Origin of the sequence: Allobosea sp. WAO (genome assembly GCF_001509835.1) — a bacterium.
Classification (GTDB): domain Bacteria; phylum Pseudomonadota; class Alphaproteobacteria; order Rhizobiales; family Beijerinckiaceae; genus Allobosea.
The window spans coordinates 248,228-271,114 of sequence record NZ_JXTJ01000018.1 but is presented as its reverse complement, the minus strand read 5'-3'; the positions used below and the strand labels follow the sequence as shown (position 1 = coordinate 271,114).

Sequence of the window (22,887 nt, the reverse complement as noted above, 5' to 3'; positions counted from 1 at the left end):
TGTCTTCAGTTTTCAAACAGCAGGCTTCTAGAAAATCGACAGAACCTCACCCGGCGAACCGGCCTCAGCCCTAACGTCCTTAGGAAGCGCAGAAGAGGCGCCGCTCAGCGGCGGCGCCGTCTCGATGGCCGCTTTATAGAGGCAGCCATCTCCGGCTGTCAACGACCTTTTTGCGTTGAAGTTGGAATCAGTATCGGTGGACGTGGCGCGGGCACGCACCCGCCTGCCGACTGAGCATACCGACGGCCTTCTGCACTGAGCAGCACGCGATCCTCGATATGGTAGCGCACCGCACGCGCCGCTCGATGTCGCGGCCCTTTCGGACACGCTTCCGATCCCGTCCGCGAACAGCCCCTTGCATCGTCAAAGCAGGCGCGCCCCCAATAACCACGGTGGCGGGGTGCACGAGAATCCCTGGCGCGGCCGACAAGCACAATGCACTCGGGACGCATTTCCGAACGCGCGCCGCCATTGCATGGGACAAATATGACCTGGCCGGTCCTGAAGATGGCAGACGGCGGTCGGCGAGGATGCACGGTCGATCTATTCTTTCTGCGGCGCGACGGTCCGCAAGCCGTCGAATGCAAGCGATGCGACGCCGAGCAGCCCCGCCGCGTTGCCCAGTTCCGCGATACGGATCTCGACCGTCGTCGCCAGTGACGGCCAGACATAGGCCGGCAGAAGAATGCGAACCCGGCTCACCAGTGCTTCTCCGGCTCCGGATACGCCACCGCCGAGCACGACCGCATCGAGCATGAGTGCATTGATCAGCGCGCCCGTCGCCCGGGCGATGCCGTGACAGGCCGCATCGATGGTCGCTTCCGCAGCGACATCCCCGGCCGCGGCCCGCTCGAACAGCTCTCGGGTCGAAAGCGCCGCAACGCCCGTCCGGCGCAGATAGGTTTGCAGCATGGCTGGCGCCGAGGAACGCGCCTCGAGCGAAAGCAACTCGCCCGCCTCGTCGCGACCGACGACAATCGCACCGAGCTCGGGAGGATGTCCGTTCGGGCCGATGACTGGCTTTCCACCAAGGACGACGGCGCCGCCGACCCCTGTCCCGATCGTGATCAGGACGAAACGGCCCAATGTCCGCCCGGCGCCGTACCTGACCTCGCCCAAGGCAGCGGCGACTCCGTCATTGCCGAACCAGACTGGCCGGCGCAGATGCTGTTCGAGCGCTTGCGCGATCGAGCCGTCGCGCAAAGCCGGGACGTTGCCGCCGCCATCGACGACGACGCCGCTGTCCGGCGAGGCGAAGCCCGGCATCGCAACGGCCAAGGCGTCAGCCTGAGCTCCCGCCATGGCCTCTTCGTAGAGCCGAGCCAGCCGCTCCCCGAGCGCCGCGAAGGACAGATTGCGTTCGAACGGGATCTCGCCCTGCTTCAGCAGCGCACCGCTCTCGGCCACCAGTCCGAACTTGACTGCGGTGCCGCCGATATCGAAAGCGAAGGCGGTCTTCATGGCAGGCGGTCGATCTTGATGCCGAGCTTCTTGGACAAGCCAGGAAAGCGCATCAGGTGTGGCGGGATCCCGCGCCGCGCCGCCATGGCCTGCGCCAGCCGCTGTACCGGAACGATCGCGGCGAGTGCGTCATAAGGCGCCGCCAACCTGTCGAGCCGCAGCCAGTCGAACGGCGCCGGTTCGTCGGTCAGGTTGAGGATCAGGATGCGGACGCCGAGCGAAGCCATCACGCCGGCGGCATGGGCTGCGAGTTCCCGCTCGGCCGTGTCCGCCACGATCATCACGCACAGACCCTTCGCCGTCAGCCCGTGGAAGCGGCCATGCATGGCCTCCTCTGTCGGGAAGGCAGCCGCCGGCACGCCGGTCATCTCGGCGATCTTGAGCGAGGCTTCGAGCGCCGTGCCGAAATGACGGCCCTCGCCGGTAAAGAGCAGCCCATCGACCGCGTCCAGCTCCGCCGCCAGCGCGAAGGCCGGGGTGATGGCCGCCTCGATCAGTTCAGCGAGCGCCGCCTCCGTAACATCCTGCCCCACCTGACCAGCGAGCGCCGCCGCGAGTTCTGCGAGCGCGGCGAGCGAGGCGCCATAGCCCTTGGTCTTCGGGCCGACCGGCTCGGGGCCGATCGGCATCACGATCCTCGTCGCCGCCGCCTGGCCGATCGGGCTGTCGGCCTCGGCGGTGATGGTGAGGCAGGTCCGTCCACTATCCTGCGCGCGCTGGACTGCCGCGACGGTGGTCTCGCTGGTCCCGGTCTGCGACAGCGCAACGATCAGCGCCTCAGCGCCAAGCACGGGCTCGCGCTGGAGGAAAGCGCCGGGGTTCAGCACCTCGACGAAGGCGCCGCCGGCCTCCAGCGCGGGCTTCGCCACCGTCAAGGCGTTGAGCGAGGTGCCGGAGCCGACGAGGACGAGATGCCTTGCAGGTGGCACGGCAAGCTCGCGCAGTCGCCGGCGCACGGCGGCGATCGTTGCCGGCACGATCTGCGCCTGCGCCCGGATGAAGCCGTCGATGATGCTCTGGTCGACCATGGTCACCCCTTCACCGCGCCGATCGTCAGGCCGCGCACGAGATGGCGCTGGAAGAACAGCATGAACAGCAGGATCGGCAGCATGATCCCGATCGCGCCGGCCGCCGAGAGCGACCAGTAGTTCAGGTCCTCGCCGCCATACTCGGCGATCGCGACGGGCAGCGTCTTGGTGTTGCTGCCGGTCAGTATCAGCGCGAACAGAAATTCGTTGTAGGCGAGCAGCAGGCTGAACAGCGAGGTGACGACGATGCCGGGTTTGGCCAGCGGCAGGATCACCTTGGTGAAGGTCGTCCAGGCATTGCAGCCGTCGATCGTCGCGGCCTCGTCGAGCTCGCGCGGGATTTCCAGGAAGAACGAGCGCATCAGCCAGACGGTGAAGGGCTGGTTGATCGCCACCATCGCCGCGATCATCGCCGGATAGGTGTCGATCATCGCGAGCGAGCGCGCGACGATGAAGAACGGGATCAAGAGCAGGATGTGAGGGAACATCCGGATCACCAGCAGCCCCATCAGATAGGAGCGGGCCATCTTGCTCTCCAGCCGCGACAGGCCATAGGCGGCAAGCGTGCCGAGTGGCACCGAGATGAAGACGGTGCCGAGCGCGATGATCGCGCTGTTCGCGAAGAACTCGACGAAGCGGCGCTCGACCCAGATCTCGTAATGGAAGCGGAAGGTCGGCTCGAAGAACAGCTTTGGCGGGATCGCGAAGGCATCGGCCGGCTGCTTGATCGAGATCAGCACTGCCCAGACGATCGGCGTCAGGCTGAACAGCGCAAACAGCGACAACAGGAAGACGACCAGCGGCTGGCCGAGCAGGGCACGCATCAGAATGCCCCCCGCTCGCGCCGATACATCAGCGAGATGATCATCAGCGTCAGCCCGGTGACGATCAACATGGTCAGGACGCCCAGCGTCGAAGCGCGGCCGAGGTCGAGCTGCTTGAAGGCCATGGCGTAGGTGTACATGGTCAGCGTCTCGGTCGCGGTGCCGGGGCCGCCGCCGGTCAGCACATAGATGCTGTCGAAGGTGCGGAAGGAATCCATCAGCCGGATCGCCAGCACGAACAGGATTTGCGGCCGCAAGCACGGCAGGATGATGTGCCAAACCAGCCGCGGCCCCGAGGCGCCGTCGATCTTGCCGGCTTCGAGCAGCGCTTCGTCCATGCCCTGCAGGCCGGCATAGAGGATCAGCATGACGAAGGGCGTGAACTGCCAGACATCGGCGACGATGATGGTGACGAAAGCCCAGATCGGCGAGCCCAGCCAGTCCGGCGGGAAGATATCGAAGGAGGCGATGACCGCATCCGCCAACCCCCAACGCGCCGCGAAGATCCAGCGCAGGAACAGCGCCGCGACCACCGGCGTGATCAGATAGGGCACGAAGATCAGGGTCGAGAAAATGCGCGCCCCGCGCGTCAGCTTGTAGAGCCCGAGGGCGAGCAACAGGCCGAGTACGAACTCGATCGCGAGCGATGAGGCGACCAGGATCAGCGTCGTCCTGAGCGAAGCCCAGACGCGATCCTGGCCGAGCAGGACGAGATAGTTCTCCGCGCCGACGAAACGCGCCTGCGGCTGGCCGATATGGTAGTCGAAGAAACTGAGGTAGACGGCGTAGAGCACCGGGTAGAGCTGCACGCCGAGCACGACGAGCGCGCTCGGCACCACGAACAGCCAGAGCGATATTTCGCGGGGATAGGCCCGCGCCGAGGGCGACGCCATCAATCTTCTGCCTTGCTGGAGCGGCCCTGATCAGGCCCGGACCGTTCCGGGAGCGAGAATGCTCACTTGTAGACGCCGCGACGCGTCAGGAACTCCTCGGCCTCCTTGGCGCCGGTGTCGAGCGCTTCCTTGACTGGCATCTCGCCGGTGACGGCCTGCAGGATCCGCCGCGTGACCGTCTCGCTGACTTCCTTGAATTCGGCGAACTTCGGGAAGATCGCGCCCTTCTCCAGAGCCGGCACCAGCACGTTGTAATAGCGGAAGCGCTGGCGCAGTTCCGGATCCTCCAGCACCGAGACGCGCGTCGGGCAGGCGAGGCTGGCGCCCTCGCGCTGGTTCGCCGGCGACAATGTCGCGGCGAGCAGGCGGAACAGCGTGTCCTTGTTGCGCGAGGAGAATTTGGAAATCGCGAAGCTGTCGGCGACGACGACCTGGCCGCCACGCGGCGGCGGCGCCCAGTTGATCTTGCCGATCACCTTGGACTGGTCCTGGCGGTCCATCGCAGCGGTGCGCGTCAGCCACTGCATGCCCATGGCGGCAGCGCCCTGCTGGAACAGGATGGTCGATTCGTCGTTGCCGTTGGCGGTGTAGCCGCGTGGCGCGAAGCGCGTCAGCGATTTCATCGTCTCGATCGCGGCGATGCCCTTCGGGCTGTTGAAGACCGGCTTCTTGTTGGCGTCGAACCAGCCGTCGCCAAGCGCATTGAGATACCAGTGGCCCTCGTTGAGGACACCGTCACCCTTGAGCGTCATCACCGTACCGGCGACGGAGGGCGAGTTCAGCGCGCTGGCGGCGGCGATGTATTCTTCGAAAGAGGTCGGCGGCTTCAGGCCCTTGGCCTCGAACAGATCCTGCCGATAGGCCATGAGCTGGGTGTTGGTCAGCACCGGCAAGCCGTAGACCTTGCCGCCGAACGAGGCCGAGCTCATCGCCGTCTTGGCGAAGTCGTCGAGCTTGTACTCGTCCTTGTGCTTGGCGATGTACTCGTCGAGCGGCTCGAGCCAACCGTTCTGGGCGAAGTTCGCGATCGTCAAATCGTTGCCGAGCATGATGTCGATCGAGTCGGCACCGGACGACAATGTGATCGTCTGCAGCTCCTTCAGCGGTGCGTTCGGCATCAGGTCGGCGGTGACCTTCGCATTCGGCAGCGCGCTTTGGAGCTTCTTCACGTAGAATTCCAGCGCCGGATAGCGCTCGCCGACGAAGCGGACATTCATCTCCTGCGCCCGCGCGCCGAAGCCGTAGGCGCTCGCCGCCATCGTGCCCGCCGCGCCAAGGACCGTCCGGCGGGACAAGCCATTCTTGGTTTCGCGCTGCTGCGTCATGGTCTGTTCCCCGCTGGTTCCGGGCGGTCTTTCGCTGCCGCCCGATTTATTCCAATGAAGTGATTTAATCAGAGGCCACTACGACTGGCAAGCGCCTCGGTGTAGGCAGGGGCGATGAGACAGAGGCAAGAATGAAGCTGCTCGGCGCCAACATGGACCATGCCCGCCGGTTCAACCGGCGGGTCGTGCTGGAGACCGTGCGGCTGCAGGCGCCGCTCTCGCGCGCCGAGATCACGCGCGCAACCGGGCTCGCCCCACAGACCATCTCCAACATCATCGGCGAGCTCACCGAAGCCGGGCTGGTGCGCAGCGTCAGCCGGCGTAGCGGCGCCCGCGGCCAGCCGGCCGTCGATCTCGACATCAACCCCGATGGCGGCTTCACATTCGGCGTGTCCTTCGGCCACGGGGTCTTGCTGGTCATACTGACCGATGTCGCCGGCACGGTGCGGGATCGTGTCGAGCTCGATCTCGCTTCCGATGCCCCCGCAGCGGTGCTCGACCAGATCGCCGCGACGATCTCAGCGATGCTCGAGCGCCAACAGGTAGCACGCCAGCGCGTCTGGGGTGTCGGCCTCGTCATCCCTGCCCTGTTCCAGGACGACCGACTCGTGGTGCTGGGCGAGGCAGCCCTGCCCGGCTGGAAAGACTTCCCGCTGCGCCAGTCGTTGCAGGACAAGCTCGGCCTGCCCGTGCTGCTTGAGAACGACGCTACGGCAGCGGCGATCGGCGAGCGCCTCTACGGCGCCGGCCGCACGCTCACCGACTTTGCCTATATCTATATCGGTGCCGGCATCGGCGGCGGTCTCTTCCTGCGTGGCCAGCCCTATCGCGGCGGCTACGGCAAATCCGGCGAGATTGGTCATCTCGTCGTCGACACCGGCGGGCGTCTCTGTCCCTGCGGCAATCGTGGCTGCCTCGAGCGCTATGCTTCGGTCTCGCTGGCGCTGAAGGCGCTTGGCGACATTGACGCGGCAACCGTTCGGCACGGCGATCTCGATCGCATTGCCAAGGCGCTCGACGAAGGCGACGCACGCCTCCTCGCTTGGCTCGACGAGGCCGCGGCGAGCCTGCGCCAGGCCGTGGTGATGATCGAGAACATGCTCGACCCGCAGACGGTGATCCTCGGTGGCGTCCTGCCTCTGCCTGTATTGGAGGCGCTCGTCTCCCGGATCGAGCCGCTACCACGCAGCGTCAGCCTCAATAAGGCCGCCCAAACGCCACGTCTGACTCCCGCCGAGATGGGACCGGACACCCCGGCCCTCGGCGCCGCGACGCTGCCGGTCTTCGACGGCATGACGCCGGAGCTGTCACTTCTGTTCAAACAGGACGTCGTTGAGCGGATTTGAAGGCCCACTGTTGCGGTCTGGCGCGACGCGGATGCTGCGCGCCGACGATCTTGGCGCCCCGCGCGTTGAGATTCGTAACGATGCCAAGCGAAGCGCTCCGCGATGGTCGAACACGTCGGCACGAACGTCGTCGCATGTCCGGGAAGTCTTGCCTCTGATCTGCTCTGTTTTCGGTGACGAGATCCGAAGCGCTGCGCGAAGCGGCGATTAAGCTCTCCATCGCGGCACTGTCCCAGGCATTGACCGGCTGTTGGTCAGAACCGTGCAGGCCCAGATGCAACGCTCGCGAAAACGCGACAGATCGCATCGCCGTCAACGAAGTGAGCCGGGATCGCCGCTCAAAAAGATGAGGGAAATCAAAACGTAGAGCGTGACCATCACCGCACGATCTTCCGTACTTAGAATCAATGTAAATCATTGAGATTGCATCGATTTTTTGATCGATCTATCAGGGAGACGTGCTCGCCGGGCCTCGGGCCGTGGTGGGCATTTGATTGAGGACCCGCATCTTACCGCCGGTGATGACGACAACTACGAAGCTCGACGACGAGAATGAGCTCATGTCGGTCTATCTCCGGCAGTGGAAAGTCCTGCGCGCTTTGCTGCGCAGGCATACCGGGTCGCTCGAACTCGCCGAGGATGCGCTGCAGGAAACCTGGCTGAGGCTGGCGGGTCTCAAGGCGCAGTCGGGCGTGATCCATGACCGGCAGGCCTTCATCCTGCGGATCGCCGGCAACATCGCGATCGACCTGGCACGCAGGGAAAAGCGGCACAGCTCGCGCTGCATCAACGATGACGTGCTGCTGGAAGCCCTGGCGGACAGCTATCCGTCGCCGGAAACCTTCGCCATCGACCGGGACCAGCTGCGCCAGCTGACACGGGCGCTGATGCAGCTCCCTGCCAAACCCCGGGCAGCGCTGCTGATGAACCGTTGCGACGGCATGTCCCATCGCGACATCGCCGGCCGGCTGGGCGTCTCGGAGAGCATGGTCGCCCGCTATCTGGCCCAGGCGCTGCGCCACTGCCGCGATCATTTCCGCGGCCTGCTCTAGGTTTTTTCTGGACCGAGTGCATGTTTTGCGATCTCGCATCGTCTTGATCAGCGAGGCGCTCACGCATCGCATGGACGAAAGTCGGCGCCGCCACGGGATGAAAATCGGTTGAAGAACGACCCGGACCAGCAGGGAGTGCCGGATGTCGCCCTTAGCGACGAGGCGATCGACTGGCTCGTCGCGCTCAATTCCGGCCGTGCGACCGACCAGGACCGCGCCTCCTTCGCAGAATGGCGTGCCCGTAGCGCTGCCCACGAACTGGCCGCGCAGGAAGCCGAGGCTGTCTGGCACGGCGTGGGCATCGCAGGCGACCGGGCGAGGACATCCGAGCGCAAGGCATCGCGAGCGAAGCTGACCCGCCGCGCAGTGCTGGGGGGAGGCGTGCTCGTCGCGGGAGGCTGGGCGCTCGGCCAGTCCGGCGCCTTGAGCTTTCGCGGTTTCGCCGACCACGTCACGGGCACGGGCGAGCGGCGGAGCGTCATGCTGCCCGACGGCTCGTCGGTGCTGCTCAATGCGGGTACTGCCCTATCCGTCAACTTCGGCGAACGGGAGCGTGCGCTGCGGCTGTTCGCGGGTGAGGCGACGTTCAACGTCCGGCCCGATCCTTCGCGACCGTTCATCGTCCAGGCAGGCGGCGGCCGGACGCGGGCTGTGGGAACGGCCTTCAACATCGACATCCGCCCCGGCGAAACCGTGGTGACGGTGCTCGAGGGCGTCGTGGAAGTGGCAGGCGCCGCATTCGCCACTGACGCCGTTGTCGTGCGGGCCGACCAGCGCGTTCGCTACGCCGCGAGCGGCCGCCTCTCTGGCCCCCAGGCGGTCGACGCCGATATCGAGACGGCCTGGCGGCGCGGCAAGCTCATCTTCAACCGCAGGCCGCTCGGCGAGGTCGTCGCCGAGATCGAGCGCTATCGCAGCGGGACGATCATCATCGCCGGTAGCCGACTGCGCGCCCTCGAGGTGACGGGGGTGTTCGACCTCGATGATCCCGAGGCGATCCTGAGGACGATCGAGGAAACGCTGCCGGTACGTGCCCTGCGGCTGCCGCTGGTGACCGTGCTGCACGGCGGCGGAGTGTAGGTTTTATCCTTCAAGTACAATTACTTGCGTCGCTTCTCGATTTTTCTTCCGCCTTCGCGGTGCAAGATCGCTGAGCTCGCTTCGTCCTTGAAACCGAGGACCTCGGCAAGGCGCACCGAAAGCCGCCGCCGACGTTCTCGATGCGCGACAGGAACGGACAGGCGGTATTCATGGGCGACGGGGCGAAGAGCCGGGGGCGCGGCTTCACGACGAAGCGTTCGATCGAGGCGGTTCTGCTCGGATCGGCCGCAATTTATCTCGCTGGAGGGCTCGCGACTGGCCTGACCGCGCCAGCCTTTGCCCAGACCGCGGCGGCGCAGCGCGCCGTCTCGCAGCCCATCTCATTCAACATCGCCTCGCAGGATCTCGGTGGCGCGCTGACGCAATTTGCCGACCGCGCCGGCCTCAGGCTGCTCTTCCGTTCCAGCCTCGTCGTCGGCAAGAAGAGCCCGGGCGTGTCCGGCACCTTGCCGCCCGAGGCGGCGCTCAGCCGCCTGCTCGCCGGGACAGGGCTCAGCCATCGCTTCACGAGCGGCAACAGCGTCACCATCACCGATCCGGCGGCGGCGTTCACCTCGAGCTCGGCGCCCGAAGGCTCGATGCTGCTCGACACGATCGATGTCGATGGCGAGAATGCCTGGGGGCCGGTGCAGGGCATCGTCGCTACCCGCAGCGCGACCGGCACCAAGACCAACGCCTCCATCCTCGAGATCCCGCAGTCCCTGTCGGTGATCACCCGGGACCAGATCTCGCGCCAGGGCGCGACCAATCTCGAGCAGAGCGTGCGCTATACGCCGGGAGCGATCGCCGAGGTCCTCGGCCCCGGAACCGAGCGCGACAAGATCTATCTGCGCGGTTTCGAGCCGAACTACTATCTCGACGGCATGATGCTGCCCTATGGCGCTGCCGGCCAGGGCGCCCGGGCGGAGCCCTACGGGCTCGAGCGGATCGAGGTGCTGCGCGGCCCGTCCTCGGTCCTGTTCGGCCAGAATGCGCCGGGCGGCATCGTCAACATGGTGAGCAAGCGGCCGACGGCGGAACCCCTGCGGCAGATCGAACTGCAATATGGCAGCTTCCAGCAATTGCAGGGCGCCTTCGATCTGTCAGGTCCGGCAAATGCGGACAAGACCTTGTTCTATCGCCTGACGGGCGTGGTGCGCGGCGGCGACACGCAGATCGACTACGCGAAGGACGATCGCGTTTTCATCGCGCCGAGCTTCACCTGGCGGCCCAATGACGCGACCAGCCTGACGGTGCTCGGCCAGTACCAGCGCGACGATGCCGGCATCTCGGTCATGTACTACCCCGCCTGGGGCACGCTCTATCAGAACCCGTTCGGCAAGATCCGGCGCGGAACCAATGTCGGCGAGCCCGATCATGACCGCTTCAAGCGTGACTTCTACGCGATCGGCTACCTGTTCGAGCACAAGTTCGACCAGAACCTCGTGGTGCGCCAGAACCTTCGCTATGCCGAAGCGGACGTGAAACAGGGCGATTCCATCTACGGCATCGGTCTGAGCATCAATCCGGCGACCGGCCGACCGAGCAATTACCGCTCGCTGAACCGCTTCCAATGGGATGTCGACCGGCGCCAGCGCTACTTCACCGTCGACAACCAGATGGAAGCGCGCTTCGAGACCGGCCCCCTGAAGCACGACCTGCTGCTCGGGCTCGACTATCGCCGTTCGCTGCTCGACCAGACCGTCTATGGCGGGCTTTCCTCGCCGATCGACATCTTCACGCCGGTCTACGGCAACTACTCGGTGCTCGGTATCAAGGCGGCGGATTCCTCCGAGCGCCAGTCGCAGCTTGGGCTCTACGCCCAGGACCAAATCCGCTTCGAGCGCTTCCTTCTGACGCTCGGCCTGCGCCAGGACTGGGTCTCCGGCAACAATTTCAACCGGCTGACGCGGCGCGACACCAAGATCGACGATGCCGCGCTGACCGGCCGCGTCGGGCTGACCTATCTCTTCGATTCCGGGTTTGCGCCCTATATCAGCTACTCGACCTCGTTCCAGCCGGTCAGCGGCTCCGGCTATGGCGGCGTGCCGTTCGAGCCGACCGAGGGCGAGCAGTACGAAGCCGGCATCAAGTACCAGCCGACCTGGTTCAAGGGGCTGTTCACCGCCTCGGTCTTCCAGCTCAAGCAGACCAATGTGCTCACGCCCGACATGGAGCACCGCAACTGCGTGCGTTATCCCGGCACCTGCGGCAACTTCAACACGCAGACCGGCGAGGTGAAGGTTCGCGGTCTTGAACTGGAAGCGCGGGCCAGCCTGACCGACGGCCTCGACGTGATCGGCTCCTATGCCTATCTCGACACGGAGGTGACGCGCAGCAATGCGAGCAACCTCGGCAAGCGCCAGCCACTGGTCCCGCAGCATCAGGCCTCGCTCTGGCTGGACTACACTTTCCGCTACGGGATGCTCGACGGGCTCGGCCTTGCCGCCGGCGTGCGCTACACCGGCTCGTCCTATGGCGACGGCGACAACCTGCTGCGGGTGCCGTCCTACACGCTGGTCGACGCGGCCTTGCGCTATGACCTCGCCAAGCTGAGCCCGCAGCTCAAGGGCGCGACCGTCTCGGTCAATGCGACCAATCTCTTCGACAAAGAGTATCTGACGACCTGCGCCGCAACCAGCGCCTGCTTCTACGGAGCCGGCAGGACGGTGACGGCAAAGCTCTCCTACACCTGGTGACGATGCACTCGGCGGCCTACGTCGCTGGTGGCGCGATGACGACACGGCGAGCCCTTCTGGGCTCGCTCGGTGGCTTTTGCCTGGCTTCCGGCGCCGTCGCGCAACCCGCGAGCCGCCCGCCGCGAGTCGCTGCTATCGACTGGGCGGCGGCCGAGAGCCTTCTCGCACTCGGGATCGAGCCGGTGGCGGTCGCCAATACCGGGCTCTACCGGCAATGGTCGACGGAGCCGCAATTGCCGTCGGCGGTGGCCGATCTCGGCATGCCGGAAGAGCCCAATCTCGAACGCCTGCTGGCCTTGCGGCCCGATCTGATCCTGATCTCGGGCTGGCAGGTCGCCCTGCGCCAGACGCTGGCGCGGATCGCCCCGGTCCAGGTTTTCTCCGTCTTCGAAAGCAACCGCACGCCCCTGAACAACGCGCTCGCTGCGATGCGGACACTCGCGCGCGAGTTCGGCGCCGAGGAGGTCGCGGCAGCCTTCGAAAGCCGCCTCGCGCACGGCTTCGAGCAGAGCCGAAAGCGGTTGCAGGTGACGCGGCGGCCGACTGTCCTCCTAGCGGTGCTGCTCACCGACGGGATGCGGATCACCATCTACGGCAAGGGCAGCCTGCTCGGCGACGTGCTGGATCGGCTCGGCCTCGAAAACGCGTGGATGGGGGCGATGCCGGTTTTCGGCCGCATCACGATCGGCATCGAGCGCCTCTTGGAGCTTCCCGATTTCTGGCTGCTCTACATGGATCAGGGGCACCGCACGCAGGTGGCGCTGCAGCGCCTGCAGGCGAACTCGATCTGGCGGGCGCTGCCTGCCGTCGCGGCTGCACGCGTCCGCCCGATCGCAGCGGTCTGGCCATTTGCCGGCGCACCGACAGGATTGCGCTTCGCTGGAATCGTGACTGACGCAATGTCAGGTGGCGGCGCTGGTCATGGTTGAGCACGGGCCGATCGACCGGACGAAGCCACGCTGGCCTGTGCTGGCGCTCGCCTCGATCGGGCTCCTGGCGATCGCCCTCAACCTCTGGGTTCTCGCCGGCGCCTGGACTGGCGGCGGCGACCCGGGCCATCGCACCCTGCTGATCCGGGAGCTTCTCCTGCCGAGAATGGCGACGGGCCTGCTGGCAGGTGCCGCCCTGGGGCTTGCTGCAACGCTTTTCCAGCACGCCCTGCAGAACCCGCTCGCCGAACCGATGACCCTCGGCATCTCCGCTGGCGCGTATCTGGCGCTGACCGGCGCGACGCTCTGGGCGCCCTGGCTGTTCGAGGCCGGACGTGAATGGGTTGCGCTGCTGGGAGCCGGGCTTGCGATGCTGGCCGTATTCTCGCTGCCGGGCGGCGCTGCCTCGCCCTTGACCATGATCATTGCGGGTCTGCTCGTCAGCCTGCTGTGCGGGGCGCTGGCCGCCTTGTTCGTCTTGCTGAACCATGACTACCTCACCGAGATATTCATCTGGCAGAGCGGGTCACTCGCTCAGATCGGCTGGAGCACGCCGCTGCGCTTTGCGCTCGCGCTGGCGGCGACGACGGCGTTCGCCGCCCTGCTGCTGCGACCGCTGACGCTGCTCGAACTCGGCGATGGCGGAAGCCGGGCCCTGGGAATGCCGGCCGGAGCCATTCGCTGGGCAGCGCTGTCCCTCGCCACGGCGCTGAGCGCCATCGTCGTCGCAAGCGTCGGCGTCCTCGGTTTCGTCGGCCTCGGAGCGCCGGCCCTGGCCAGGATGGTCGGGGCGCGGCTGCTCGCTCATCGTCTCGTTCTGTCCTCGGTGTTCGGCGCCTTGCTTCTCACTCTCGCAGATGCCGTCGTCATGCTGCTGCCAACGGCGCAGCCGATTCCGGCGGGAGTTGCAACCGCGGCTCTGGGCGCACCTCTCATCCTGTTTCTGCTGTCGAGGTTGCGCCCATCGACTCCGCCTGGGAGGCAGGCATCCTCGGGAGCGTCATTCGAGACCGCCCGGCGGCCGAAGCTGCTATTGGCCGGCATCCCCGTCCTGCTCGCGGTCGGCCTGCTGGCGCTGCTGCTCGGCCGCGGCGGCGATGCCTGGCACGGCTTCCGACTGGACGACTTCTCGTCCGCACTCGTGACCTTGCGCCTGCCGCGTGTCCTCGCCGCCGCTGCGGCCGGCGGGATGCTGGCACTGGCCGGAACGCTGTTGCAGCGCTGGACCGCCAACCCCCTGGCGTCGCCCGAAGTGCTCGGCATTTCGTCGGGAGCCTGTCTCGGCGTCGCGGGTTTGATGCTGCTGATGCCTGGGCTCGACGGAGCCTGGCTCGCAGCCATGGGCGGGGCCGCTCTTGCTCTGGCTTGCCTCGTCCTCATCGGCCGCTCCGGCCAATTCTCCTCCGAACACATTTTGCTCGGAGGGATAGCGCTCTCGGTGCTGTCCTCGGCGGCTCTGGCGATCTTGATGACCAAGGGAGATCCGAGAATCGCATTCCTGCTGAGCTGGATGACCGGCTCGACTTACCGGACCACGTTCGCGGAAGCCGAGTTGGCGGCCGTGATCGCATTCTCTTTGCTCGTGCTCTCGCCATTGCTGGCGCGCTGGCTCTTGATCATGCCGCTGGGCGAACCGGTCGAGCGCATGCTCGGCGTGCCGATATCGGCCGCGCGCATGCTGGTCCTGCTGGTCGCTGCCGTCGCGACCGCAACCGCGACGCTGATCGTCGGGCCCTTGAGCTTTGTCGGCCTGCTTGCGCCGCATCTCGCGCGTCAGCTCGGCTTTCGGCGTCCGGTCGAGCAACTCGTCGCCGGCACTTTGCTCGGCGCGGCGATCATGGTGCTGGCGGACTGGCTGGGTCGGGTTGCGGCCTATCCCTGGCAAGTGCCGTCCGGGCTGATCGCAACACTGGTCGGCGGCCTGCTTTTCGTTTTCCTGCTCGCCCGTTCGCCCTCGACGCATGGCGCCTGCGCGATCGCGGCCGGACGGAAACGGCCTGCCCGGGATGGAGATCGGTGACGATGTCTGCAGCTCCGATGCTGACGACGACGGCGCATCTGGTGCTGAAGGAGCCGGAGCTCATGCTTCGCAAGCTCGTCAGTGCCTTCGCCGAGCACGCGACTATCGTCGGCTCGGCACCGTCCTGCTGCTTGGAAACGCGGGCAGGGAGTGTCGTGCTGACGGCCGCGGCAGATGCGCTGGCCATTCGCATCGATGCCGCGAGCCAGCACGCCCTGTTCGCGCTGAGATCCGCTCTCGCGGAGCGGGTGCTCACACTGTCGCAGGACGATCTGCCCTCGCTTCTCTGGGCAGGCGCCGGAGCCGCTGCGCGAGAGATCCCGTCTTTCAAGGCGGTCTCGGTCGCGCGAGCCCGGAACATCACGCCCTCGATGCGGCGCGTCACCCTGGTCTGCGACGACATCTCCCATTTCGAGCGCGACGGAATGCACGTCTCCGTGCTGATCCCGCCCTCCGGTAGAACGCCGGTCTGGCCGCGCCTCGGCGAGGATGGCCGCGTGATCTGGCCGGCGGGAGAGGACGAGCTGGTCCGGAGGACCTATTCGATCCGGCGCATCGACCGCGAGGCGTGCGAGCTCGACGTCGACGTCGTCCTGCATGGAGATTCGCCCGGGGCGGCGTGGGCAAGGAACGCCTGTGCCGGCGATCCGATCGGCCTCATCGGGCCATCTGGAGGCGAGCTGCCGGCGGCGGACTGGTATCTGCTCGCCGGGGATGAAACCGCGCTGCCGGCCATCGCGCGGATCGCCGAGGAGCTGCCGCCGCAGGCTCGTGCCACGATCCTGCTGGAAATGCCCGACTTGCAGGAATGCCAGTCGCTTTCCGCCCGAGCGAACCTCGATGTGCATTGGCTGCTGCGTAACGGCGCACCGGCAGGCTCGACAGCCCTGCTTGAAACCGCGATCCGGTCGCTCGACTGGCCGCGTTGCGACGATCCCTACGTCCTGGTCGGTTGCGAGAAGCGCGCGGCTCGGGAGATACGTGCCTTTCTCCGGCGAGACAGGGGAATGGCCAGGGACCGGCACCTCGTGGTGGCCTATTGGCAACGGTTCGCGGGCGATCACCTATGAAGCTGGACAGCAAGCTGGCGGTAAACCAGCCCGCTCAACTGTTCGAGCTCGATGCCGTGCGGTTTGCGATCGGCGACCGCACCCTGCTCTCGCCACTGACGCTGGAGCTGCCGGCTGGCAAGGTCGTTGGCCTGATCGGCCACAACGGCTCGGGAAAATCGACGCTGCTGAAGCTGCTTGCGCGGCAAATGCCGGCTACCGGCGGTGACCTGCGCTTTGGTGGGCGACCGATCGGGGAATGGGGCGGCCGTGCCTTCGCCCGCAAGGTCGGCTATCTGCCCCAGCAGCCGCCGACGGCGGCCGGCATGCTCGTCCGCGAACTGGTCTCGCTCGGGCGCTATCCCTGGCACGGTGCGCTCGGCCGCTTCGGCCTGCACGATCGCGACAAGGTCGCCGAGGCGATGGCTTTGACGGATGTCACGCCCTTCGCCGAGCGCTTCGTCGACAGCCTCTCGGGCGGTGAGCGCCAGCGGGTCTGGCTCGCGATGCTGGTGGCACAGGACGCGGAATGGCTTTTGCTCGACGAGCCGATCGCCGCGCTCGACCTCGCCCATCAGATCGAGGTGCTGGCGCTGGTGCGACAACTCTCCCGACAGGCCGGGCTCGGCGTCGTTATCGTCCTGCATGACGTCAACATGGCCGCGTGCTTCTGCGACGAGATCATCGCGCTCCATTCCGGCCGGCTCGTCGCACGAGGTACAGCTGACCAGGTCGTTCGCCCGGATGTCCTGCGCGCCATCTACGGCATCGATGTCGGCGTAATGCCTCATCCCGAGGGCGGCAGGCCATTGGCCTTTGTATGAATTCTGCGGCAGCTCGTACGCGCAAAAGCATGCAGCCAGCGGGAAGCATACGCTGGCGCCTACTATTGGAAAAGGTTTCGATCCCAGACGCCGATATTGCGGGAGAAGTAGAAGACGCCACGCTTGGCGAAGGTGTGAATCACCTTTGGTCTACCCTCCGGTCTACCCATGGCATTCGACCCGCCTAAAAACGGTTTATTGCCAATGAGTTAGACAGGAATAAATGGCGCGCCCGAAAGGATTCGAACCTCTGACCCTCAGATTCGTAGTCTGATGCTCTATCCAGCTGAGCTACGGGCGCGTGGCAACGGAACGGAGCGGCGGAGGCCGCGTTCGGCTGACGGATGTCGAATTAGCGAGTCGGGCCGCGCTTGGCAACCCCGTTCTTGCGACTTTCTTCGTGGATTTTTTTGAGGCTCCCGCCGGGCCGTGTCCGTCCGGTGCGCTTGAGAGGCGATCGACATGGCGCGGGGGCCTGCCAGGACTGGCGCCATGGCCGATCTGGCACCTGTCGCAGAGTCCTCCGCTTCAGTCCGCTCTGCTTCAGCCCGCTCGGCGCAACCAGACGCGGTCATGCAGCGTCATACCCACGAGCATGGCGACGACGAAGAGCACGACCGGCGCGAGCCCGAGCGAAAGCGAGGCCAGCGCCGGACCCGGACAGAAACCGGCCATGCCCCAGCCAATGCCGAAAATCGCCGAGCCCAGCACCAGCCGGCGGTCGACCGGGGACGTCGCCGGCAAATGGAACTGCTCGTCGAAGACGGGGCGCCGGAGGCGCTTCAGCACGGCCATGCCGGCGAGCGCGACCGTGACTGCGCCGCCGAGCACGAAGGCAAGGCTCGGATCCCAGGCGCCGAAGATGTCGAGGAAGCCACGCACCCGGGCCGGGTCGAGCATGCCCGACATGGCGAGACCGAGCCCGAAGAGAGTGCCCGCCGCGAGGGCGGTGATGATCTGCGCGAATCGGTTCATGCGGCAGCGAGCCTCATCAGGGTGACTGTGGCGATGCCGGCGAGCAGGAAGGTCGCGACCGCGACCGCCGAGCGCGGCGAGAACCGGGCGAGGCCGACAATGCCGTGGCCGCTGGTGCAGCCCGAACCCATTCTGGTCCCGAAGCCGACCAGAAGTCCGGCCAGCGCGATGACCGGCAGCGAGGCGGTGATCGTCACCGGCGGCCATTGCCCTGTGGCGAATCGGTAGAGCGGCGGCCCGAGCAGGAGCCCGATGACGAAGGCGGCATTGGTCGCCGCCTGCGTGCCGAGCGCGAGCCGGCCGAGAATCCCGCTGATCCCGGCGACGCGGCCGTTCAGGAGCAGCAGCATGACGGCCGACAGGCCGATCAGCATGCCGCCTGCGAGCGATGGCAGATAGGCCGTCATACCGGCGCCTCCTCTGTGCAGAAAATCTGGTGCAGCGCCTCGACCAGCCGCGCCGCCTTCGCGGCGGTGAGCCGGTAGAAGATTTGCTTGGCGTCGCGGCGCGTCTCGACCAGACCGGCTTCGCGCAGCACGGTCAGCTGCTGCGACAGGGTCGGCTGGCGGATGCCGAGCATCTCCTCGAGCTGGCCGACCGAATACTCGCCCTCGACGAGGGTGCAGACCAGCATCAGCCGGTTCCGGTTGGCGAGGGTGCGCAGCAACTCGGCCACCTCCCCGGCCCTGGCGGCGAGCTCGGCCCTCGCATTCATCTGTTCTGCTGGCATCGTCATCGCGTCTCAGCCCCAGACCGCGCCCGGCAGCGCATCGAGCGGGATCTTGAGATAGCGCCGGCCATTGCCTTCCGGCTCCGGCAGCCGGCCGCCATTGATGTTCACCTGCAGGGCGTGGAGGATGAGCTTCGGCATCGGCAACGTCTTGTCGCGGGCCTGGCGCAGCGCCACGAAGGAGGCTTCGTCCTGACCGGCGACATGCGGGTTCGCCCGCTTCTGTTCGCCAACCGTGCTCTCCCAGCGCGCCGCCCGGCCGCCCGGGCGGTAATCATGGCCGGTGAACAGCCGCGTCTCGTCGGGCAAGGCGAGGATCGCCTCGATCGAGCCCCACAGCGCCCTGGCACTGCCGCCCGGAAAATCGGCCCGCGCCGTCCCCGAATCGGGCATGAACAGCGTGTCGTGGATGAAGCCGGCATCGCCGATCAGGTAACTGACCGAGGCCAGGGTGTGGCCCGGAGAGAACAGCACGCTGACGTCGAGCGAGCCGAGCTTGAAGCGCTCGCCTCCCGCAAAGACGCGGTCCCATTGCGAGGCGTCGGCCGGAAAATCCGGCCAGTTGTAGAAATCCTTCCAGAGTCGCTGCACCGCCGCGACCTCGGCGCCGATCGCGGTCGGCGCACCGGACTTCGCCTTCAGATAGGCGGCGGCGGAGAAATGGTCGGCATGCGGGTGCGTGTCGAGGATCCACTCGACGGAGAGGCCCTGATCTTCGACATAGGCGAGGATGGCGTCGGCGCTCGTGGTCGCGGTCGCGCCCGACTTCTCGTCGAAGTCGAGCACGGGGTCGATGATCGCGCAGCGCGCCGTCGCGGGGTCGGTGACGACATACTGTACGCTGCCGCTGCGCGGCTCGTAGAAGCCCTTCACCTGCGGGCTGCGGGCGGCCTCGCGGTCGAGCCAGGCTTTTGCGCCGGCAAGGTCGAAGCCGAAGCGCGCGCCAAAAGCCGGAACGTCCTCGGCCTTCATCCGCCCATCCAGAACCTCCCCGAGCACGTGCAGCGTCAGCGCCCGCGTACCGCCCTTGCAATGCGCCAGAACCGGCCCCGGCGCCGCGGCGAGCGCCGCCTGGAAGGCCTCGACATCGGAGCGCGTGATCGTCGCCCCAGTCACCGGCACGAAGCTGTAAGCCATCCCGGCCTCGGTGGCGGCCTGCCTCTCGGAGGCGGAGCCCGGCTGGCCCGGCTCCTCGCCATCAGGACGGTCGTTGACGATCGCCTTGAAGCCCTGCGCCGCGAGGGGCTTGAAATCGGCGAGAGCAGGCTGGCCGGCGACCGAAAGATTCTCCGAAATCTCGACGATTTTCATGGCCGCTCCTATCGCTTGGATTTCAATATATATTTATATATAATATATATTGATGATCCGCAAGGTGCCCCGGGCATCCCGCTTGCCTTCCGGCCGGCGTTGACGACGCCTCATTCCCGCCCTACTCGTAAACGCGACGGTTCCCTCACGGGATCAAAAGGGAACGCAGTGCGGGTGGCTCGCCACCCCATGCTGCGGCTGCCCCCGCAACTGTAAGCGGCGAGCCTTTCGCCATACGCCACTGGGACCTCGGCCCTGGGAAGGCGGTGAGAAGGCGCTGACCCGCGAGCCAGGAGACCTGCCGTCAGTCGTGGTCACACGCGAGCACGTTCGGACGGGGTGTTTCGATCGCTGGTTCACTTGCGCGCTGCCCTTTTTTGGGGTGCGGGCGGGAGATCGCGTTCGCGGTGACGTGCCACAACGTTGACCGTCCGAGGTTTCCTCCGTGTTCCCCCTCCCCCAGACCGCCCTGCGCGGCCCCTTGCCGTTCGCCTGCCTGCTGCTCGCCGGCACCTCGCTGCATTCCATCGCCGCCAGGGCCCAATCAGGCCCTGAAACCATCCGGCTCGACGAGGTCGTCGTCAGCGCCACCGGCACGCCCACGCCGGCCCGCGAGGTCGCGAGTTCCGTCACCGTCATCACCGCCGATCAGATCCAGCGCGAGCAGCGCCGGACCCTGCCTCAGGCGCTCGCCGCCGTGCCGGGCCTCAACATCGTGCAGATCGGCGGCCCCGGCGGACAGACCTCGGTGTTCATGCGCGGCACCAACTCGAACCACGTCAAGGTGCTGATCGACGGCATCGACGCCAACGATCCTTCGACCCCGAACCGCTCATTCGATTTCGGCTCGATGCTGACCAACGACATCGAGCGCATCGAGGTGCTGCGCGGCCCGCAGAGCGGTCTCTATGGCGCCGATGCGCTCGGCGGCGTGATCTCGATCACCACAAAGCGCGGTGAGGGCCCACCCAAGCTCACCGCCTCGGCCGAGGCAGGCTCCTACGGCACCTTCAACCAGGCTTTCGGCCTGAGCGGCGGCGACGACCGCTTCAACTACGCCTTCAACATCGCCCATCTGAAGTCCGACTCGACGCCGGTGACGCCGCCGAACCTCGTTCCGCCCGGGCGCCGCATCAACCCGAATTCCTATGACAACTGGAACTACTCCGCCCGCCTCGGCTTCAAGCTCACCGACACGCTGAGCCTCAACTGGGTCGGCCGCTATTCCGACGGCTACCTGCTCTCGACAGGCGATTCCGGCTTTCCGAGCGTGCCGAACGCCTACCGCTCGAGCCAGAGCTACAAGCAGGCCTTCACCCGCGGCGAGCTGGTCTTCGACCCCTTCGACGGCCGCTTCGTCAATCGCTTCGGCGTCGCCTATACCAACCAGGATCGCTCCAACCGCTCCCCGAACGCCGCCGGCATTCTCGGCCTGCCGACCGACAATCTCGGCGAGCGGACGAAGTACGACTGGCGCGGCGACCTCAAGCTGATGGAGGGCCAGATGCTGGTGATGGGCCTGCAATACGAGAACGAGCGACTGGAATCGCGCTCGCTCACCGCCTCGAACGGCAATACTGGCGCCTTCCTCGAATTGCAGTCGAGCTGGAGCGAGCGCTTCTTCACCGTCGCGAACATCCGCCGCGACGAGGACGAGACCTTCGGCGGCCACACCACCTACCGGCTCGCGCCGACCTTCATCGTCCCGGGCACGGAGACCAAGCTGAAGGCGAGCTACGGCACCGGCTTCAAGGCGCCGACGCTGAGCCAGCGCTTCAGCGATTCACGGCCGGCCTATAATTTCTACGGCAATCCCAACCTCAAGCCGGAGGAAAGCCGCGGCTATGACATCGGCTTCGAGCAGCCTTTGCTCGACAACAAGCTCCAGATCGGCGCGACCTGGTTCCACAACGACATCGACAACCTGATCCTGACCAACACCGCCCGGACCTCCTACACCAATATCGGGCGAGCCCAGACCAAGGGCGTCGAAAGCTTCGTGGCGCTCGAGCTGAGCCCGCAGTTCAAGATCCGGGCCGACTACACCTTCACCCTCGCCAAGGACGAGACCGCCAACCAGGAACTGCTGCGCCGGCCGCGGCACAAGGCGAGCCTGACCGCGAACTGGATACCGATCGAGAACCTCAACCTCTCGGCGACGCTGATCTATGTCGGGGACCGCGTCGATGGAAACCGCGACTTCTCGATCTCGCGGATGCGCGCTCCGGGCGCAGCGATCGTCAACATCGCCGCCGAGTACAAGGCAAGCGAGAAGCTGACCGTCTTCGGCCGCGTCGATAACCTGTTCGACAAGCGCTACGAGAACCCGGTCGGCTTCCTCGTCCCCGGGCTCAGCGCCTTCGGCGGCCTGCGGGTGAGCCTGTGAGACAGGGGGCGGCCCTGCGGCGCGTGCTTCGCGGTGCCGCCCTCCTGCTGACCTGCGCGGCGCTGGCCGGGCCTGGCCTCGGCTTCGCCGCCGAGCCTCCGGCCAAGCCGTCCCGCATCGTCTCGCTCAACATGTGCACGGACGAACTCGTCCTGCGCCTCGCCGACCCCGCCGCGATCGCCTCGGTGACCTGGCTCTCGCAGGACCCGCGCAACGCCAATATGGCGCAGGCGGCCCGCCGGGTCCCGGCCAATCATGGCCTCGTCGAGGAGTTGCTGGCCTTTCGGCCCGATCTCGTCATCGCCGGCAGCTTCACCACCCGCAGCACCGTCGCGCTGCTGAAGCGGGTCGGCGCGCCGGTGAAGGAGTTCGGAGTGCCGCGCGACCTCGCCGGGGTCAAGGCGCAGATCGCCGAGATGGCGGCGCTGCTCGGCGAGCCCGCCCGCGGCGAAGCCCTGATCGGCGAGATCGACGCCCGCCTCGCTCTTCTGGCGCAGCGTCTCGGCCCTGACCGGCCAAAGGCGCTGGTCCTGCGCCCGAACGGCTTCACCGTCGGGCGCGGCTCGCTCGTCGACGAGATCTTGACCAGGGCCGGCTTCATCAACCTCGCCGCCGAGCTCGGCATCGACAATTACGGCCAGATCGCGCTGGAGACCGTCGCGCTCGGCGAGGCCGACATCCTGATCCTCAACACCACCGAGGGCGGCTCGCCCTCGCTCGCCCATGAGATCCTGAACCACCCGCTGATCGGCCGGCTCGGTGACCGGCTGAGGCTCGTCGCCTTGCCCTCCAGGCTCTGGACCTGCGCCGGACCGGCGGTGATCGACGCCATCGAAATGCTGGTCGATGCGGCCGCCGCGCCGCGCAACCGCAGGAGCGGCCCGTGAACCCCGCCACCACGGCCATCCCTGCGGAAAGCCGCAGCCGCTATCGCTTTCTGGTTGCGCTGCTGACC

19 protein-coding genes, 1 tRNA gene and 1 riboswitch are annotated in these 22,887 nt (G+C 66.6%); of the genes, 10 read left to right on the top strand and 10 right to left on the bottom strand.

Annotated features, from left to right (window positions below; all coding sequences use genetic code 11):
* Positions 1-543: 543 nt before the first annotated feature.
* From DK26_RS27105 to DK26_RS27085, 5 genes are all read right to left on the bottom strand, one after another.
* Positions 544-1,461, bottom strand: coding sequence for an ROK family protein (locus DK26_RS27105; protein WP_066479585.1), 918 nt, complete (start codon positions 1,459-1,461; stop codon positions 544-546).
* Complete coding sequence (locus DK26_RS27100; RefSeq protein WP_066479581.1) at positions 1,458-2,489, bottom strand: SIS domain-containing protein; 1,032 nt, start codon at positions 2,487-2,489, stop codon at positions 1,458-1,460. Before DK26_RS27100 ends, DK26_RS27105 begins: the two co-directional genes overlap by 4 nt.
* Before the next feature lie 2 nt (positions 2,490-2,491).
* A complete protein-coding gene (locus DK26_RS27095; RefSeq protein WP_066479578.1) occupies positions 2,492-3,313 on the bottom strand; it encodes a carbohydrate ABC transporter permease in 822 nt (273 codons plus the stop codon).
* On the bottom strand, positions 3,313-4,206 hold the full coding sequence (locus DK26_RS27090) for a sugar ABC transporter permease (protein WP_066479572.1): 894 nt from the start codon (positions 4,204-4,206) through the stop codon (positions 3,313-3,315). The genes DK26_RS27095 and DK26_RS27090 overlap by 1 nt, the downstream gene beginning before the upstream one ends.
* 62 nt (positions 4,207-4,268) lie before the next feature.
* Positions 4,269-5,531, bottom strand: a complete 1,263-nt coding sequence (locus tag DK26_RS27085) for an extracellular solute-binding protein (RefSeq protein WP_066479569.1) — start codon at positions 5,529-5,531, stop codon at positions 4,269-4,271.
* Positions 5,532-5,662: 131 nt separating this feature from the next.
* Between DK26_RS27085 and DK26_RS27080 the strand changes: the two genes are divergently transcribed.
* The 8 genes from DK26_RS27080 (at position 5,663) to DK26_RS27045 (ending at position 16,530) form a co-directional block, all read left to right on the top strand.
* A complete protein-coding gene (locus DK26_RS27080) occupies positions 5,663-6,877 on the top strand; it encodes an ROK family transcriptional regulator (protein ID WP_066479566.1) in 1,215 nt (404 codons plus the stop codon).
* Positions 6,878-7,398: 521 nt separating this feature from the next.
* Entirely contained in the window at positions 7,399-7,929 is a 531-nt protein-coding gene (locus DK26_RS27075) for an RNA polymerase sigma factor (RefSeq protein ID WP_066479564.1), read from the top strand.
* A gap of 108 nt (positions 7,930-8,037) precedes the next feature.
* Entirely contained in the window at positions 8,038-9,009 is a 972-nt protein-coding gene (locus DK26_RS27070) for a FecR family protein (RefSeq protein WP_066479562.1), read from the top strand.
* A gap of 140 nt (positions 9,010-9,149) precedes the next feature.
* Positions 9,150-11,708: a TonB-dependent siderophore receptor gene (locus DK26_RS27065; RefSeq protein ID WP_083533633.1), complete on the top strand. Its 2,559-nt coding sequence runs from the start codon at positions 9,150-9,152 to the stop codon at positions 11,706-11,708.
* A gap of 35 nt (positions 11,709-11,743) precedes the next feature.
* Complete coding sequence (locus tag DK26_RS27060; protein WP_184231731.1) at positions 11,744-12,637, top strand: ABC transporter substrate-binding protein; 894 nt, start codon at positions 11,744-11,746, stop codon at positions 12,635-12,637.
* A complete protein-coding gene (gene fhuB, locus DK26_RS27055) occupies positions 12,630-14,657 on the top strand; it encodes a Fe(3+)-hydroxamate ABC transporter permease FhuB (protein WP_157089865.1) in 2,028 nt (675 codons plus the stop codon). The genes DK26_RS27060 and fhuB overlap by 8 nt, the downstream gene beginning before the upstream one ends.
* A gap of 17 nt (positions 14,658-14,674) precedes the next feature.
* Positions 14,675-15,727, top strand: a complete 1,053-nt coding sequence (locus DK26_RS27050; protein WP_184231730.1) for a siderophore-interacting protein — start codon at positions 14,675-14,677, stop codon at positions 15,725-15,727.
* A complete protein-coding gene (locus DK26_RS27045; RefSeq protein ID WP_066479553.1) occupies positions 15,724-16,530 on the top strand; it encodes an ATP-binding cassette domain-containing protein in 807 nt (268 codons plus the stop codon). The genes DK26_RS27050 and DK26_RS27045 overlap by 4 nt, the downstream gene beginning before the upstream one ends.
* A 224-nt stretch (positions 16,531-16,754) precedes the next feature.
* Here DK26_RS27045 and DK26_RS27040 read toward each other — a convergent pair.
* From DK26_RS27040 to blh, 5 genes are all read right to left on the bottom strand, one after another.
* Positions 16,755-16,831: transfer RNA gene (locus DK26_RS27040), tRNA-Arg, on the bottom strand.
* Positions 16,832-17,073: 242 nt separating this feature from the next.
* A complete protein-coding gene (locus tag DK26_RS27035) occupies positions 17,074-17,505 on the bottom strand; it encodes a YeeE/YedE family protein (protein ID WP_066479551.1) in 432 nt (143 codons plus the stop codon).
* Complete coding sequence (locus tag DK26_RS27030; RefSeq protein ID WP_066479548.1) at positions 17,502-17,912, bottom strand: YeeE/YedE family protein; 411 nt, start codon at positions 17,910-17,912, stop codon at positions 17,502-17,504. The genes DK26_RS27035 and DK26_RS27030 overlap by 4 nt, the downstream gene beginning before the upstream one ends.
* Positions 17,909-18,241, bottom strand: coding sequence for a sulfite-sensing transcriptional repressor BigR (bigR, locus tag DK26_RS27025; RefSeq protein ID WP_066479546.1), 333 nt, complete (start codon positions 18,239-18,241; stop codon positions 17,909-17,911). The genes DK26_RS27030 and bigR overlap by 4 nt, the downstream gene beginning before the upstream one ends.
* Positions 18,242-18,247: 6 nt before the next feature.
* On the bottom strand, positions 18,248-19,546 hold the full coding sequence (gene blh, locus DK26_RS27020; protein WP_066479544.1) for a bifunctional sulfur transferase/dioxygenase Blh: 1,299 nt from the start codon (positions 19,544-19,546) through the stop codon (positions 18,248-18,250).
* A 120-nt stretch (positions 19,547-19,666) separates the two neighbouring features.
* Positions 19,667-19,867, top strand: a riboswitch (cobalamin riboswitch).
* 124 nt (positions 19,868-19,991) lie between these two features.
* On the opposite strand from blh, the gene DK26_RS27015 reads away from it, so the two are divergent.
* Positions 19,992-21,932: a TonB-dependent receptor gene (locus DK26_RS27015; protein WP_066479542.1), complete on the top strand. Its 1,941-nt coding sequence runs from the start codon at positions 19,992-19,994 to the stop codon at positions 21,930-21,932.
* On the top strand, positions 21,929-22,819 hold the full coding sequence (locus DK26_RS27010; RefSeq protein WP_248310117.1) for an ABC transporter substrate-binding protein: 891 nt from the start codon (positions 21,929-21,931) through the stop codon (positions 22,817-22,819). Before DK26_RS27015 ends, DK26_RS27010 begins: the two co-directional genes overlap by 4 nt.
* Positions 22,820-22,887 lie beyond the last annotated feature (68 nt).

Bases quoted from the DNA above. Each gene is read 5' to 3' on its own strand.
- DK26_RS27030 (WP_066479548.1), bottom strand. From the start codon at position 17,912: ATGACGGCCTATCTGCCATCGCTCGCAGGCGGCATGCTGATCGGCCTG.
- DK26_RS27035 (WP_066479551.1), bottom strand. From the start codon at position 17,505: ATGAACCGATTCGCGCAGATCATCACCGCCCTCGCGGCGGGCACTCTC.
- DK26_RS27085 (WP_066479569.1), bottom strand. From the start codon at position 5,531: ATGACGCAGCAGCGCGAAACCAAGAATGGCTTGTCCCGCCGGACGGTC.
- bigR (WP_066479546.1), bottom strand. From the start codon at position 18,241: ATGACGATGCCAGCAGAACAGATGAATGCGAGGGCCGAGCTCGCCGCC.
- DK26_RS27105 (WP_066479585.1), bottom strand. From the start codon at position 1,461: ATGAAGACCGCCTTCGCTTTCGATATCGGCGGCACCGCAGTCAAGTTC.
- DK26_RS27090 (WP_066479572.1), bottom strand. From the start codon at position 4,206: ATGGCGTCGCCCTCGGCGCGGGCCTATCCCCGCGAAATATCGCTCTGG.
- DK26_RS27100 (WP_066479581.1), bottom strand. From the start codon at position 2,489: ATGGTCGACCAGAGCATCATCGACGGCTTCATCCGGGCGCAGGCGCAG.
- DK26_RS27050 (WP_184231730.1), top strand. From the start codon at position 14,675: ATGCTGACGACGACGGCGCATCTGGTGCTGAAGGAGCCGGAGCTCATG.
- DK26_RS27045 (WP_066479553.1), top strand. From the start codon at position 15,724: ATGAAGCTGGACAGCAAGCTGGCGGTAAACCAGCCCGCTCAACTGTTC.
- blh (WP_066479544.1), bottom strand. From the start codon at position 19,546: ATGAAAATCGTCGAGATTTCGGAGAATCTTTCGGTCGCCGGCCAGCCT.
- DK26_RS27060 (WP_184231731.1), top strand. From the start codon at position 11,744: ATGACGACACGGCGAGCCCTTCTGGGCTCGCTCGGTGGCTTTTGCCTG.
- DK26_RS27095 (WP_066479578.1), bottom strand. From the start codon at position 3,313: ATGCGTGCCCTGCTCGGCCAGCCGCTGGTCGTCTTCCTGTTGTCGCTG.
- fhuB (WP_157089865.1), top strand. From the start codon at position 12,630: ATGGTTGAGCACGGGCCGATCGACCGGACGAAGCCACGCTGGCCTGTG.
- DK26_RS27080 (WP_066479566.1), top strand. From the start codon at position 5,663: ATGAAGCTGCTCGGCGCCAACATGGACCATGCCCGCCGGTTCAACCGG.
- DK26_RS27065 (WP_083533633.1), top strand. From the start codon at position 9,150: ATGCGCGACAGGAACGGACAGGCGGTATTCATGGGCGACGGGGCGAAG.
- DK26_RS27075 (WP_066479564.1), top strand. From the start codon at position 7,399: ATGACGACAACTACGAAGCTCGACGACGAGAATGAGCTCATGTCGGTC.